The following is a 16321-nucleotide window of genomic DNA, read 5'->3' as shown; positions in this document are numbered from 1 at the left end:
TTGAATTTAAATTTAATTGGTTATTGTAAAAAATATCTTAGTTTGAGACTGAAAAACCTACCTGGTTTTTGCAGCAGAAAATTATCGTAAACCTGCTTGTCTAAAATATTGCGGCAGGCAAAATTGGCACTGTAACGTCCGTTTTTTCCAAAAGTATAGCCCAAACCGGCATCCTGGACAAACTGAGTTGGGATGTACATTTTTTCGGGTGCTGCTCCAAGGCTTGGCCAACCCAGGTAGTACTGATGTACATAATGTGTACTTGCAAAAAAGGAGATCTTCGGTGTAAATTGAAAAAGCTGATCTAAGAATAGCCTTGCCTCGGCATTGGCCATTAAATAAGGTGTATTTCGCAATCTGTCTTTATAAACATGATTGGGGGCACCATTTTCCTCAAAACGCTGCATATTTCGGATGTCCTGATAGGTAAAATTAACTGATGTTTCAAGCCATTGCTTTCGGGCATAGTTAACCTCAGCCTCCACTCCAACGGTTTGTATTTTTCCTAAATTTTCATAGCGGGCGGTTCCCATCAAATCTCCCTCTGCTAACCAAATCAAATTTTTGGTGTCTCTAAAAAACCCATTAAGACCAAAATTTACATTCTGAACCGCAGTATGTATTGTTTTCTGAATGGATGTATTAACGTTGAAACTTCTTTCAGGCTTTAAATTGGGCGCATTTACAATCGTATTACCGTTACCCAAAAGTTCTGTCGCTTCGGGCAATCGGGCTGCATTTTCGACCGAAAACTTTATCGTATATTCTTTTGGAAGCAATACTTTAGACGAGTATCCAAAGGCCCAGGCATTGTCTTTTGTTTGCTGATAAAAGGTTTCTTTCAAACTTTCTCCGTTGTAATCAAATACTGCGGCGTTGGCATTGTAAGCAAAATATTTTGTGAAGAAAATATTCTTCCAGCGATCCTCAAATGAGGTGATCTCATACGATAAACCCGCAATATGTTTATCCAGATCCTGCGGTTCTCTAAGCGGAACGGTCCATTCGGCTTCGGCAATAACGTCACTGCCCTTTCTTCTGGTACCGGTAAACACATAATTTAAATTTACCTCCTGATTTTCTTTGATCTGATATACAAAATTAACTCTGGCCAATTGCGTATGGTCCTGAAACGAATAAATCGACTTTCCTGATCTGATTCCTCCCAATTCTCCATTTACTGTTCCGATAGGTTTTCCTGTCCAATTGTATTTATAGGAGCTGGTATCTGTTGTGGTACCCCTTAATTTATTTACAGAAGCATACAGGTCTACATTTAAATTTGAAAATAAAAATCCTTTTTTAGAATAACGTACAGACGGCATGACAAACTTTTCATTGTAGCGCACATCGCCATATACATAGGCCATTGTTCTTCCGGTCTGTATTCCTCTGTCCTGATCAGATATCGTAATACCGAATAACAAGGCATCGGCCCATTTGACATTGGTAAACCCAATATCTGTTCGAATCGTGTAGGACTTATAATCGTCGTTAAATCTTCTAAATCTTGGATAACCCGGAATAGGTCTTCCGTCTTCTCCTGCAATTTCTACGGTTGGTCCCCAAACGGGATAGTTATTGTCTGAATAGTTAAAAAAAGAATTGGTCTGCAAAGTAAAACCCGATTCATTTCTCCATTTTCCGGATATTGCCGAACGATAGGTGTTAAAGGAACCGATGGTTTGCGACACATCTATATAATTTTTAAGGCGACTGCGGGTAACCAGATTTATAGACCCCCCAAGGGCATCACCACCAAATGAAACCGGGGTAACTCCTTTATAAACTTCAATTCTTTCAAGCGTATTAATCGAAAAATTATTAATACTAAACGATGACCCGAAATTTTCCATTGGAATACCGTCTATAAAAAACTTTACGGCCTTACCGGATAATCCATTAATTGAATAATTGGTTTCAGATCCCATTCCACCTGATTCCAGTACACGAACACCAGCTGTTCCGTCCATCAGTCGGTTTAAGTCAACATCACGTTCAGCCAGTTTTTTTGTATTGATGACAGAAACGGCAAACGGCTGTTCTTTGATTTTGGTTTCAATCGTTTTGCCAAACAAATCAACAGAATTTAACTCAACCGAATTCGATTTTAACGCTATAACAATTTCTTCTTTCTGATTCTGTCCGACAACAACAGCCATTTCCCGGATTTGATAACCCGTCATCGATACGACTAACTGGTATTTTCCTAATGCAATATTTTGAAAAACGAATCTCCCTAAGCTGTTACTTTTGACTACAGCAGCAGTGTTTTGCAATTGAATTTCGGCACCGGCAACAGGTTGATTGTCATCGTCAATTATAGAACCCGTAAAAGTGGTCTTACTATCATTCTGAGCATAAACCGTAGTACCTGCGATCATAAAAATGACCGTTAAAAAAATTCTTTTAAATTGCATCACTGATCATTTATTCCCTAAATCCATAACTTTTTAATTTCAGTTATATCGATTTTATTATCTATTCTTCTTATTTATTGTCTCTTACAAATTAAAACGTTCCGACAGCCTTGAGCTAAATAATCTCGGCAGGCCTTCTGCTATTTCATCTCTGGTTGCCGTGATTACGTTATACTCAGCATCTGTCATCGCGAGGTACGTTTGTCCTTTCTGTAATTTTACTTTGTCCTGATACATATTGGTGCAGCCCGAAGTTCCTGTACCAATGTTAAACTCCCGTACGGTCGCCGAATCACTAATAACCGAGACGGCACCGCAAAACTTAACATCGTTTGCCTGACCCAAAAAATCCATTGAAATGTTGCACTGACTGCCTGGCTCGACCAAAAAAGATAAATTACCAATGTTTATTCTCTTGATCTCCTGCCCATTCAGGTTGTTCACCAAAATGTGTGAAGCAAATGTTGACGAGTTGTAATAATGCAAACTGATAATGCCAAATAACACACAGGCCGCAGTAGTTAGTGCTGTATAAAGAAATCTATACTGAGATTTTGGTTTTGCAAGAATGGTTCTGGCCGCAATATTGCTCCACATTTCCTCTTTTAATCCCTGTTGTTGCGGAGAAGTTATGACCTCACGTTCAAAATCTATAACCTTTAACCATTGCTCAACCAATACCCTTTCGGCGGCATCGCATTCTTTTCGCGCATATTTTTCTAATAAATCTGATGTAATAAACACTGTCTTGGTTTTGTTATGTAATTATGTAGTTGCACAAGTCTTCGCTAACCCTACACAGCGGAGTAAAAAAAAGAAGTAAACTGCGAAAAACTTTTAAACGGTCACGAATGTGCCGGAGTGCCCTTGTAATATTTCCTTCAACAGCTTTCTCTGTAATAACAAGCGAAGCGGCAATAGAACGATTGTCCATTCCGTCTTCTCTGCTCATTAAGTATACTTGTCGACAACGTTCCGGAAGAGTATTGATGGCAAGCTGCAATTCCCGAAGCAAATCCTTATGCAAAATATGCTCTTCTGTATCGTTAGAAACTTTGCTCATTTCAGCAAAATGAGTACTTTCGTGTTTCTTTTTCGTGGCCCGCTTTCGGTGATACTCCAAAATTTTGAGTTTTAAAGAGCCATATAAATACGCTCTGACCGAGGTTTCAATTTGTAGTTTTTCGCGCCTTTCCCAAATACTGATGAAAATTTGCTGAACAATTTCTTTTGCTGCCTCCTCGTCGCCTGTATGATGTCTGCAAAAACAAAACAGCTCATTCCAATACAAATCATAGATCTCGGGGAAGTTTTTGGCATTAATATTTAAATATTGCTTTTCCATAGAAATAAAAATATGATGCAAAACTATCTTATTTAGACTAAATAAGATTAGTGATATTAAAAATTTCTGCTGAGATTTTAAATTTGGTATGGGCAATATTCTGATTCTTTGCCGTTTGAAAATTTCAAAAAAAAGTAATTTATAGGCGATTTTACTGGGCTGAAGCCTGCATGTACTAACGATGTGTAAGGAAATTCGGCAACGTTCTTTTGCTTCAAAAGCCTTCAATTTTCAAGAACGGCTCTTAGAATGATTTTTCTTTTTTTAAGGATTTTTCATTCTTTTCTCCGATGTCTTTTCCAATTCATTCCCGCATTCCAGACTTGGTATTGGCTAAAACATTTCATTTTCGGGTCGAAGTCAGAATTGCATTTAAAAAGCCAATTTGCCCCAAAATAGCGTTTAAAAGATTCTTTAACAAAGTACGAATTTTCTTTCGGTTAGATTGCGTAAAAATGACACTTTGCAGTATAAATAGGCGTTTTATTCAAAAAAACTCGTGAAAAAAGTTAAAAAATGATCGCTTTGATAATGATTTTAGCATCAAAAAACCATTACTTTTGTAGCATGTAACTTTTTCAAACAGTTACATTTTTAAATGCAGAAACGGCATTTACTAAATGAGATAACAGAATAAAGAGACTTATATATTTACCACTAAAAATTTGAATATGCTTAACAGTTATAGTGCTGCAGATAAAGTTTTATTAGCAGTAGATTGTATTATTTTTGGATTTGATCGTGAAGGTTTAAAAATTCTTTTAATCAAAAGAGGTTTTGAGCCGGAAAAAGGAAAATGGTCATTGATGGGAGGTTTATTAAAACAAGATGAAGTACTAGACAATGCCGCGATAAGAGTTTTAAATACCTACACAGGTTTACATGATGTTTATATGGAGCAACTCTATGCTTACAGTGACATTGATCGCGATCCGGCCGAAAGAACCATTTCGGTTTCGTATTATGCTTTGATTAATATTGAAAACCACAATGCCGAACTCATTAAAAATTACCATGCCCAATGGTTTAGTGTTGCCGATGCACCAAGTTTAATTTTTGATCATAACGAAATGGTGGAACAGGCAATCCGAATATTGCGTTATAAAACTTCGATCAAACCGATTGGCTTTGAATTGCTTCCTGAAAAATTCACCATGCGCCAATTATTAGAGTTGTACGAAGCTATTTTGAGTAAAGAATTAGACAAGAGAAACTTTATCAGCAAAATTAATTCAATGGAGATTCTGAACAAACTGGACGAAAAAGACATGCAGTCTTCCCGAAAAGGATCTTACCTCTATACTTTTAATAAGGAAAAATACGAGGAAAAATTACGCAACAATTTTGTCTTAAACTTATAAAAACCCAGATTATACGGGCACAGCCGGAACAATCGCACAAAAGCTAAAAAATTACAGCGAGTTCCGAATCAGCAAAGACGATTTGTTTTCTATTTGTTCTTTCTGTCCCTGGAGTACCATATTGGCCAAAATTTCCCCCATCATTTCAAAATCAGTTGAAATGGTGGTAATGCCATTGGCCACAATCTTTTTTAAAGGGGTTTCGTTATAGGAGATAATCCCGAAATCGGTGCCAAGTTTGAGACTTTGTGATCTTGCATTTTCAATTACACGAACCAAATCACGATCGTTTGGAATGATATACAAATCCCCTACTCCTATTTCTCCGTTTGTAAATTCGGTGATGATATCATAGTTCAGATTGTACTGGGTGCAAAAAGCAATAAATCCGGTTTTCATTCCCAATGGTTCTCTAAATCCGGGGAAAATCAGAATGAGTTTTTTATACTTATTCATTCTCGCTTTTCCTTTAATTAGACCTTCAAAAATATCTTTTTCGTGGTTTTGATAGATCGCCGGATACGATTTCAAATCCGGATTGGTTTGATCCAGTATGATAACTTCCCCTACTGGTAGGTTTTTTATCGCATCGGTCACATCGGCTAAATTGGTCGGCATGATAATGTATTTGGTGTAATTTCCGTTACTGTCTGTAATCAGTTTTTGAAATACCTGCACATTAAAGTGATGAAAGAAAATATCGACCTGAACATTTTTTCCAATGTTTTTTAGAAACGAATTGTAGATGTCTTCCTTAAAACTATTTAACTCGTCAAACAATAAAAAAATCTTCTGCTTGATATTGATTTCAACGCTTTTAACATAATATCCCTTACCTGGAATGGCATAAATAATTCCTCTTTTTTTGAGCTCATCGTAACCCAACAATACCGTATCCCGCGATAACGAAAAAGCCAGACAAACTTTATTTACCGATGGAAGCCGATCGCCTTTTACCAGTTTTTCTTCTTCAATTGCTTTTTCAATCGACAGGATTATCTGTTTGTATTTGGGCAAACCAAGATTACTTTGAATGGAAATTATATTCATACAAAATGGATTTTGGCGCAATATACAAAAAACTGGTAGGTACTGGTATGTAAAAACAGATATTGTTTCTATTTTTGGATTTCATTTTTGGTAAAAAAAATATGGAAATAAAACACATATCTCATATTCTGGATGGATCTGCTATAAAATCATTTGGTTTATTATCTGATAACGAAGAAATTCTTTCTTTGGAATTAAAGAATAAAAACGGAATGAAAGCGCAAATTATCAATTACGGTGCAACCTTGACCTCTTTACAAATTCCGGTTGCAACGGGCGGGTATGTTGATGTTGTTTTAGGTTTCGATACTTTAGAATCTTATCTGGCTTCTTATCATTTACCAAGTGCTCCTTATTTCGGGACTACCGTTGGGCGTTATGCCGGACGAATCGATAAAGGCGCTTTTACTTTAAACGATACAACCTTTCAACTGAATACCAATAATAACGGCAATGCCTTACATGGCGGAAGCGTTGGCTTTGGACAAAAAGTATGGAATATTACGCATATTACTTCGGGCGATAATCCTTCGGTAACTTTAAGTCTGTGGAGTGCGGATTTAGAAGAGTATTATCCCGGAGATTTACAGGTTGATCTGACGTATACTTTAACAGAAGAAAACGAATTAAAATTAGACTATACCGCTACCTCAACAAAAGATACTGTTGTAAATCTTACGCATCACAGTTATTTTAATCTTGACGGGCATGCTGCAGACCTGTCCAATCAAACGCTGTTTATTGCTTCTGAAAAAATACTGGAAACCAACGTTGAGCACATTCCAACCGGAAATTTCACGGCTCTCTTGCATCATGATTTTGATTTCAGAACGGCTAAAAAATGTCCGCAATCCATTGACAATTCTTTTGTAATTGAGTCAGAAAATGAGGTTGCTGCCATTTTATCCAGCACTACAAACAAGTTGCAAATGAAGGTTTTCACCGATCAGCCCAGCGTACATATTTATGTAGGCGGAAATTGTTTTGAGACTTTAAAAGGAAAAGAAAATGCCGCTTATCATCCCTTTAGCGGAATTTGTTTTGAAACACAAAACTTTCCGGATGCGCCTAATCACGTGCATTTTCCGAATTCGGTTTTGAAGAAAGGTGAGACCTACCGTCACAAAACCGTTTACCGATTTGAAAACATAAACTAATCCTTTACTAAAAACAACCCTAAATAAAAGCTATTTCTTCAACCACAACACAATGAATGATATTTTAATACAAAACACCACCGCTTTTTTTGAGAAGTCGTTCGGATCGGCTCCTCAAAAAGTGGTGCTCTCTCCCGGAAGGATCAATATCATCGGAGAACATATTGATTACAATGACGGCTATGTTTTACCTGCAGCCATCGACAAAATAATTTGTTTTGCCTTTGAGAAAAACAATACCAAAAGCTCCAAAATAATTGCAATCGATTTGAACGAAGCCTTTGAAATTGATTTAACAGCAGAAATCCGTTTGAGTGATGACGTCTGGACGAATTATCTTCGTGGTGTGATCAAACAATTACAGGATAACGGTTTTGTATTTGAAGGTTTCAACTGTGTCTTTAGCAGCAACATTCCGGTAGGCTCCGGTTTATCCTCTTCGGCCGCTTTAGAATGCGGAATGATTTTCGGGATCACGGCACTCTTCGATCTGGAAATCAAAAAGGCCGACATCGCTTTGTTAGGACAAAAAGCCGAACACTGGGTGGGTATCAATTGTGGCATTATGGATCAGTTTTCAAGCGTTCATGGCCTTACAAACAAGGTTATAAAACTAGATTGCAATACTTTGGATTTTGAATATCACAATGCCGATTTTAAAGATTATGCACTGGTTTTGTTTGACAGCAACGTAAAACATTCGCTTTTCAGCTCGGAATACAATACCAGAAGACTGGAGTGTGAAGAAGGTTTGGCTATTATAAAACATCATTTTCCACAAATAAAAAGTTTTAGAGATTGTACCGAAGAACAACTTTTAAGCATTGAGGATCAAATGACTCCTGTCGTTTTTAAAAGGGTACATTTTGTTGTAAAAGAAATCAACCGTGTGATCAAAGCCTGTGAAGCTTTAGATCAGGGAAATATTGAACTTTTAGGACAATTGCTTTTTGAAGCACATTATGGGTTATCACAAGAATATGAAGTAAGCTGTCCCGAACTGGATATGCTCGTAGAGAATGCCAAAGCAGATGATTTTATTGTTGGATCTCGCCTAATGGGGGGTGGTTTTGGGGGGTGCACCATCAATTTTATTAAAAAAGGGCATGAAAATGAGGTGAAAAATAAGTTTTCAAATCTTTATTTAAATACATTTGGGATTGAATTAAAATTCTATGATGTAACAATCTCTAACGGAACAAGACTACTTTAATATCACAAAAACTACAAATGAAAAATTTTGACATTAACGAAGATCCACACAGACGTTTCAATCCATTACTAAACGAATGGATTTTAGTATCACCACACCGTGCAAAACGTCCGTGGCAAGGGCAAAATGAGACTCTTGCAACTGAAACTCTTCCAAAACATGACTCCACCTGTTATTTATGTCCGGGTAATGTTCGTGCTAACGGAGATCACAATCCTGTTTACAAAGACAGCTTTGTCTTTGAGAATGATTTTGCTGCTATGAAGCAGGACGAAATCATATTTGAAGAAGATATCAAACACACTTTTTTTAAGGCAAAACCCGAGCAGGGAATTTCCAGAGTAGTTTGTTTCTCTCCAAGACACGACCTTACTTTACCCGAGATGGAAATCGACGGAATTGAAAACATTATCAAAACCTGGCAAAAAGAATACACCGATCTGGGAAGCATCAAATACATCAATCACGTTCAGATTTTTGAGAACAAAGGAAGTATTATGGGCTGCAGCAATCCACATCCTCATGGGCAAATCTGGGCACAATCATCCCTTCCAACCCAAGTGGAAAGAACGCAAAGCAGTTTAAAATCATACTTTGACAAAAACCATCGAACGCTGCTTCAGGACTATATTCAGGCTGAATTAAGAACAGGAGATCGTGTGGTAATCGAAAACGATGACTTTATTGCTCTGGTTCCATTTTGGGCAACATGGCCTTACGAAACGATGATTGTCAGCAGAAGAGCCCTGAATAAAATCACTGATTTTACTCCGGAAGAAACCAATTCTTTTGCCCTGATTTTAAAACAACTGACCATTAAATACGATAATTTATTCAGTACTTCTTTTCCTTATTCTTCAGGAATTCACCAGTCGCCTACAGATGGTTTAGAGCATCCGGAATGGCATTTTCACATGCATTTTTATCCACCTTTATTGCGATCAGCAACAGTAAAGAAATTTATGGTGGGTTATGAAATGTTGGGCGAATCGCAAAGAGATATTACCCCTGAAAGAAGTGCCGAAATTTTAAGACAGCAATCAGACATTCATTACAAATCAAAAACAAAATAAGACGCATAAAGTAAATACTCTTTTAAAAATCGCATAACAACAGTGTGTTCGCAATTGTTTATTATACTTTTTGGCTCTGGACCTCATTATTACAATACCAATCAAAAAAAAGACAGTTAATTAATTTTAAACCCATATCAAAACAAAAAACATTATTTAAACCACCTATCGAAATACTGTTTTTTTACCCTACTATTAATCAAACAATCACCTTTACTAATTATAAAATTATTATCATCAATGAACCAGACCCTTGCCTTCGCAGATTATGCGGTTTTTATTATTTACTTTATCGTGGTCTCGGCCTACGGTTATACGGTTTACCGAAAACGTAAACAAGACGAACAAGATGCTAAAGCTTACTTTTTGGCCGAAGGAAACCTGACCTGGTGGGCTATTGGAGCCTCTTTAATTGCCTCTAATATCTCGGCAGAACAATTCATCGGAATGAGTGGTGAAGGTTTCTTTTTAGGAATTGCCGTTGCCGCTTACGAATGGATTGCCGCTATTAGTTTAATCGTAGTAGCCGTTTGGTTTATTCCCGTGTACCTTAAAAACAAGATCTACACGATGCCGCAATTCTTAAAAACACGTTACAATGAATCGACTGCTTTAATCATGGCAGTTTTCTGGTTGTTTTTATATGTTTTTGTAAACTTAACTTCGATTTTGTATTTAGGAGCTGTTGCTATTAATGGTATGGCCGGAGGCGAATATCTGCATGTTATCATGATCGGATTGGCGCTGTTTGCTTTGTTTATCTCTCTTGGAGGTATGAAAGTTGTCGCTTATACCGACGTTATTCAGGTTGCCGTTTTAATTATTGGAGGTTTGGTCACTTCTTATATTGCTTTAACAACCGTGGGGCATTATTTTCATGTTGGTGAAAATGCAATCGAAGGTTTTAAAGTATTAATGAGAGAAGCTCCGGAACATTTTAAAATGATTATCCCAAAACCAACTGCAACATCCTCTCAGCTTGACATCAACAAATACCTGACATTCCCAGGCCTAATGTCTTACCTTGCCGGTATCTGGATCATCAACTTAAATTACTGGGGATGCAACCAATATATTACACAAAGAGCTCTGGGTGCCGATTTGCAAACCGCACGTACCGGTATTTTATTTGCAGGTATGCTGAAATTGTTAATGCCTTTAATTGTAATGTTACCTGGTATTGCCGCTTATGTTTTGTATCAAAACGGACACTTACCACAATTAGTGGGCGGAAAAGACGGAGCTTATTCTGCTGTACTGACTTTCCTGCCTACTGGATTAAAAGGCCTTTCGGTAGCAGCATTAACCGCCGCAATCGTAGCTTCGTTAGCCGGAAAAGTAAACAGTATTTCGACTATCTATACACTGGATATTCATAAAAAATACATTCAGAAAGAAGCTGGCGAAAAACAACAGGTAAACATTGGCCGAATTGCCGTTTTTGCCGCAATGCTTTTAGCCGTGTTGTTTACATGGAATGATATTTTAGGAATTGGAGGCGTTGGCGGATTTACGTACATCCAAAAATACACCGGATTTATTAGTCCCGGAGTTTTTGCCATGTTTGTTTTAGGTATGTTCTGGAAACGAACTACCGGAGCTGCTGCCGTAGTGGGTGTAATTTTAGGATTTGTACTATCGGTACTATTCAACGAATATGCTCCTGCATTATTTGGAAATGAGACCTTGTTGTATACCGCTTATCCAAACGGAAAAGGAGCCTTTGAAATCCCGTTCCACATCTGTATGGGGCTATCCTTTATCTTTACCGCTTTGGCAATGATTGTGATAAGTTTTGCGGGACCAAAAGTAAACCCTAAAGCATTTGAAATCGATTCTGAAATGTTTAAAGTAAAACCGCAAACCACCGTTTTAATCGTCATTACCCTATTGATAATTGCAGGTTTGTACATTAAGTTCTGGTAGTATACCTTTTTGAAAACAAAAAATCACATTTTTTTTTATTATGTGATTTATTTAGCATAAAACTTCTTTTTTACAAGCTATTAATCAGGCTTTTACGCATTAAAATTCATTTAAACCCGACAAGTTTTAGAGCTTGTCGGGTTTTTAATTTTTACAGGTCACTGCCTTATTTTACACTATTTCTCACAAAATAGTCGGCACTGAATTTCTTACTTTTTTCTTCGAAATAAAAAACAAAAACACTCAAATTCAAATATTTCACTTACAATATGCTATGCTTGCATAAAGTAATTTCTTACTATATTTGATTTTGATATTGCTTTTTTCAGCTGCAGCAAATTATTTTTAGAAATAGGCAATACATCTCTAAGTACTTAGAATTAACAGAATGTATAACAAAACAACCTTTTTTATTATGCTGAAAAATTTAAAACTTTTATTACTATCTATTTTTATCTGCTGTATTCCTACTGTAACAAAAGCACAGTTGGGCAGCTCTTGTGGAATTCCAAATTGGTATTCCGCCACACAATATTCCAGTAACTCTTATGTCCGTTACAATAATATTGTCTACAAAAACAATTCCTGGTCACAGGGAGCCGGCACCACTCCCGGTTCTAGCAGTGTTTGGTCGGCAATAGGAAACTGTGACGAACAGTTAATTCTTAATAATCCATCTCTGGCTTATACCGCATGCAGTACCGTTTCTGACTGGAACAGCGCAACCCCCAACTACAATGCAAACAACATTATAAGATACAGCAATGGTGTCTATAAAGCCAAGTACTGGGTCGCCGGAACAGAAATTCCTGATCAGTCTTCGGCCTACACCTTTCTTGGTGTGTGTATCAAGCCCATAGCCATTTCTCCTGCCTACGCAGATGGACAAATTATTATAAAAAGTACCTTATCGGCTATCAATCTTACCGCATCACTCAATCTGTACGGTTTTTCGGCCACACAAAATAAGGTCGAAATAAAAAAGACAACAGAGCCTTCTTATACAACTTACAATATGAGTTTGTCCGGCAACACTATATCGTACAACTGGACCCCAACCGCTTATGGGGATTACAACATTCGATATACCACTGTAAATTCGATCGGAATAAGCACCGTAGTAAACACAACTGTTAAAATTGCTGTTACTGCTCCTGCTGTGATAACGATTACCGGTCCGCCAAACACTACTTCCTATTCTCAACTTAATTTCTCTCCTATAAGCATTACTTTTACTATTCAGCCTTCGTCCGGAAGTTCCATTAGCAGCATACTGTTTAAAGATCTCACCGCCGGAACGAATACTAATGTGACTACCAATCCCCAAAATTCTTATACCTTTAATTGGACACCACAGAATTATGGAAACAATTCACTACAAATAGCAGTCACAGACAACAATGGGACCACAGCAACATCCGGTTTACAACTTACGATTGTGAATCCTGCCACACAAAATATTTCTTTTACTTCGCTTCCAAATCAAATAAAAGCGATTAGTGGAATACAAAAAACATTCGTGTTCGATAAGACTATCACTTCATTAAAAAGAAGGAACGTTACGGTATTTGATTACACGATTACCGGAAATACTTTAAAAATTACCCCTAAAAAAGCAGGCAGATCCGGACTTCAAATAACCACTTCAGATGGTGCGATATACCATCTTGGTTTAAGAATAGACAATGCCAATGGAAGCCCGTTACGATATCCTGATTATGTTTCTGTTGGATCTGTATCCGAAGACACTAACGATGATGTCAATTTTTTCAACGACGGTATCGACAACACCAATCTCCTCAAGAACAACAGAATGGATGTAAGATACATCTATATCAATGGAGGACCAATAGCCGGATGGAATACGTGGCAGCCTGACAGAGCTATAAAATTTGCAAAGAATTCTTTAAAAATGGGACTTATTCCTTTCTTTATTTTTTATAACATTCCAGACGGAAGCGAATCTTACGACCTGGATCTGGCACACGTAAAAGATCCTTCCTATATGACGGCTTATTTCAATAACCTCAACCTTTTTCTGAATCAGGTTAAAGCTGAACTGGGAGATGAGTTTTTTGGAGTGGTATTAGAGCCTGATTTTCTGGGCTATATGCAGCAATATAACGAACCGATAACTACTACAACAGCCGTAAATGCAACAAGTATTGCCCAAAATGTAGGTACTTTGAAAACGCTGGTAGAAAGAATCAATTTTGAGCTCAACAAAAAAAGAACAGACGAAAACCTGAATATGGAATTTGGATGGCAGCTCAATCTTTGGGCAAAAGCTGGTGTAGCCGGTCCAAAAGGAATTATCAGAGAAACGGATACCGGTACCTTTACTACCCAGCTTAACAAAATTAAACAAACCGCTGTAGATATTTTTCAATACACCAATAGTATGGGAATTATGTCTAATAATGCCGACTTTATTTCTATTGACAAATATGGTCTTGATGCCATGGGCGCCGGAAGTACAGGTAATCCCGCTGATCCCTTCTCTTATACCTGGTTCTGGAATAATGACCACTGGATGAATTACCTGAATTTTGTTCAAAAACTTTACGAAACCTCTGGTAAACATGTTGTCCTCTGGCAAATCCCGGTAGGACACATCAATGGTTCAGAGACTCTAAATGAACGAACAGCAGGTCCTTTTCAAATTTTAAATAATACCAGCCAGCACTACGAAGACTCTGCTACTACTTTTTTCTTTGGGGATACCGTAAATTTCTCAAACGACGCGACACGTTATAACTATTTCAGCCAGAATAAACATGCCGACCCTAAACTTCAGGTTAATCCCACCACAAAAAAAGTGACTTTTGGAAATCACTTTGCAGAGGTAAAAAGCAGCGGAACCAAGCTTGTCTTAATGGGAGCAGGTGTAGGAGCTAGTACGGATGGAATTGGAAACCCGGGAACTACTCTGACTGATGATCATTTTTGGATTCAAAAATTGCAGGATTATTATATCAATCAAACTTCCGGCACTAGCAAGTCCAGTACTGCTGCTACTACTATAAATGATGATCTAAAATTTGATTCTTCTCTAATTGTCTATCCTAACCCTGTTAAAGAAGAACTGAACATCAACACAGAAGAAAAAATCGACGTTGTATATGTTTTTGATGTGAATGGTAAAAATGTTCTTACCGTAAAAAATAAAAATAGAATCAATCTCTCCGAACTTCAAAGCGGATGGTATATAGTAGCCGTAAAACTTGAAAATGGTAAAAAGATCTCTAACAAAATATTAAAAAATTAAAATAGGATCTTAAGCGTAGAAATTATTTTTGAATAGAAAAAGGATTCCAAAATTGGAATCCTTTTTTTTATTTTTGGTTTTGATTAGCATTAATTAAAATTTTATGAAATGTCATAAATAGCCGTTTCTTGCAAATCACTATTCTCCTAAACAATCAATAAAAAGCTCTACATTCTATGATAAAAAAAGAAAACATACTTAAAATTCTGGTTTTAGTGATTCTTCTAACTGCAATTGGTTTTTGGGCAGATTATCTTTCAGGGAATGACGATTTTTATAAAAGGGCACTTGAGAATCGCAAAAAAGAATCATATTCAGGCATTGTGATTGAAAAATATATTGATTCATCACAACATCGTACACCAATGCTTAAATTTACAAGTAGTTCCAATACTGCAGTAGTAAATAGCTTTTGGGATGAAATAGAAGTTGGAGATTCAATAGTAAAGGTTAAAGGTCAGCCCAACATTTATTTATATAAGAATAATGAGCTAGTACAAGTATTTAACTATAATACATATTACCAAAATTTAATGGCTCAAAAATCAAAAAAATAAATCCTCACACTACGTAGTCTGTGTTAAATGGAATCCTCTTTTTTATTTGCAAAATAAATTTTAATTAATTGTTTTTGTTAATTTTAGCAAAAGAAACTAACCTTAATCAAACCAAAAAAATGAAAAAACTAATTCTTACCGTATTCCTTATTTCCAGTGCTGCTTTTGCTCAGGACATGAATGTTGTTCAGGGAAATTTTGATTTCTTAAAAGATCAGAAAGAGATCAATACCGAATTTGATTACAGCAACTTTACGATGATGAAAGAAAAAAAATCGGAAGCACAGTATGTCCAGGAGCATAAAGCCGAGTTAGATCAAAAAGCAAAAGGCAATGGAAACATCTGGGAGAAAAAATGGATCAATGCAAAAGACCAAATCTGGACTCCTAAATTTCTGGAAATTGCAAATATTGTTTTAACTAAAGAAAAAAAGGATTTGAACTTTCAGGAAAATTTAAAAACACCTTATACTTTAATCGTGACTGCGGTATGGATTTATCCGGGTTGGGATGCCGGAATTATGAAACAACCTGCAAAAGTAACTACCAATTTAAAATTTGTTGAAACCGCAAATAAATCAAAGGTACTTTTGGAAATTACAAGCGAAGAAGCTCCGGGGGATCAATGGGGAAGCAATTTTAGCAACGAAACCAGAATCGGTGAAAGCTTTGCCAAAACTGCAAAATCAATGTCTAAATTGATCGTAAAAAAAGCTTATAAATAAAAAGATAAAAGGGGCAGTCTAAAACTTGCCCCTTTTCTATACCTCAAAGAGACAAACTATAGAGCTGAAACATACCGCTCCGCCGGAGCTTTCTTCCTGACTGGCCATATGTGCTATAAATATTTTGCTCCGATGGAGCAAACAATCTTAAATATCTAAATAAAAATAGAAAAAAAACATTCTCTTTTTTTATCCCAGAGGGATTAAATATTTATAGAAAATAGGG

Annotated in this window: 12 protein-coding genes; 8 read left to right on the top strand and 4 right to left on the bottom strand. The window is 36.7% G+C overall.

Annotated features, from left to right (window positions below; translation table 11 throughout):
- Window positions 1-20: 20 nt before the first annotated feature.
- From ACN1CN_RS09285 to ACN1CN_RS09275, 3 genes are all read right to left on the bottom strand, one after another.
- Window positions 21-2384, bottom strand: coding sequence for a TonB-dependent receptor (locus ACN1CN_RS09285; RefSeq protein WP_419135443.1), 2364 nt, complete (start codon window positions 2382-2384; stop codon window positions 21-23).
- Between the two features lie 120 nt (window positions 2385-2504).
- Entirely contained in the window at window positions 2505-3164 is a 660-nt protein-coding gene (locus ACN1CN_RS09280) for a hypothetical protein (RefSeq protein ID WP_419135442.1), read from the bottom strand.
- A 13-nt stretch (window positions 3165-3177) separates the two neighbouring features.
- Window positions 3178-3765 carry an RNA polymerase sigma-70 factor gene (locus tag ACN1CN_RS09275; RefSeq protein ID WP_419135441.1) on the bottom strand — a complete coding sequence of 196 codons (588 nt, stop codon included), beginning with the start codon at window positions 3763-3765 and terminating at the stop codon, window positions 3178-3180.
- A gap of 671 nt (window positions 3766-4436) precedes the next feature.
- Here ACN1CN_RS09275 and ACN1CN_RS09270 point away from each other — a divergent pair.
- Window positions 4437-5126: an NUDIX hydrolase gene (locus ACN1CN_RS09270; RefSeq protein ID WP_264525902.1), complete on the top strand. Its 690-nt coding sequence runs from the start codon at window positions 4437-4439 to the stop codon at window positions 5124-5126.
- 51 nt (window positions 5127-5177) lie between these two features.
- Here ACN1CN_RS09270 and ACN1CN_RS09265 read toward each other — a convergent pair whose 3' ends face one another.
- Window positions 5178-6176 carry a GntR family transcriptional regulator gene (locus ACN1CN_RS09265; RefSeq protein ID WP_419135439.1) on the bottom strand — a complete coding sequence of 333 codons (999 nt, stop codon included), beginning with the start codon at window positions 6174-6176 and terminating at the stop codon, window positions 5178-5180.
- Between the two features lie 101 nt (window positions 6177-6277).
- Between ACN1CN_RS09265 and ACN1CN_RS09260 the strand changes: the two genes are divergently transcribed.
- From ACN1CN_RS09260 to ACN1CN_RS09230, 7 genes are all read left to right on the top strand, one after another.
- Window positions 6278-7333 carry an aldose epimerase family protein gene (locus tag ACN1CN_RS09260; protein WP_419135438.1) on the top strand — a complete coding sequence of 352 codons (1056 nt, stop codon included), beginning with the start codon at window positions 6278-6280 and terminating at the stop codon, window positions 7331-7333.
- Between the two features lie 52 nt (window positions 7334-7385).
- Window positions 7386-8546 carry a galactokinase gene (gene galK / locus ACN1CN_RS09255; RefSeq protein ID WP_419135437.1) on the top strand — a complete coding sequence of 387 codons (1161 nt, stop codon included), beginning with the start codon at window positions 7386-7388 and terminating at the stop codon, window positions 8544-8546.
- Between the two features lie 17 nt (window positions 8547-8563).
- Window positions 8564-9619 carry a UDP-glucose--hexose-1-phosphate uridylyltransferase gene (locus tag ACN1CN_RS09250; protein WP_419135436.1) on the top strand — a complete coding sequence of 352 codons (1056 nt, stop codon included), beginning with the start codon at window positions 8564-8566 and terminating at the stop codon, window positions 9617-9619.
- A 240-nt stretch (window positions 9620-9859) separates the two neighbouring features.
- Entirely contained in the window at window positions 9860-11545 is a 1686-nt protein-coding gene (locus ACN1CN_RS09245; RefSeq protein ID WP_264525897.1) for a sodium/sugar symporter, read from the top strand.
- Window positions 11546-11960: 415 nt separating this feature from the next.
- The gene (locus ACN1CN_RS09240; protein WP_419135435.1) at window positions 11961-14813 is read left to right on the top strand and encodes a T9SS type A sorting domain-containing protein; all 2853 of its coding nucleotides are present in this window, start codon (window positions 11961-11963) and stop codon (window positions 14811-14813) included.
- A 176-nt stretch (window positions 14814-14989) separates the two neighbouring features.
- A complete protein-coding gene (locus tag ACN1CN_RS09235) occupies window positions 14990-15370 on the top strand; it encodes a hypothetical protein (protein ID WP_419135434.1) in 381 nt (126 codons plus the stop codon).
- A gap of 119 nt (window positions 15371-15489) precedes the next feature.
- The gene (locus tag ACN1CN_RS09230) at window positions 15490-16095 is read left to right on the top strand and encodes a hypothetical protein (RefSeq protein WP_264525895.1); all 606 of its coding nucleotides are present in this window, start codon (window positions 15490-15492) and stop codon (window positions 16093-16095) included.
- The last annotated feature ends 226 nt before the right edge of the window (window positions 16096-16321 follow it).

Origin of the sequence: Flavobacterium sp. T12S277 (assembly GCF_048514875.1) — a bacterium.
GTDB lineage: Bacteria > Bacteroidota > Bacteroidia > Flavobacteriales > Flavobacteriaceae > Flavobacterium.
This window is presented reverse-complemented; position numbering and strand designations above follow the sequence as displayed.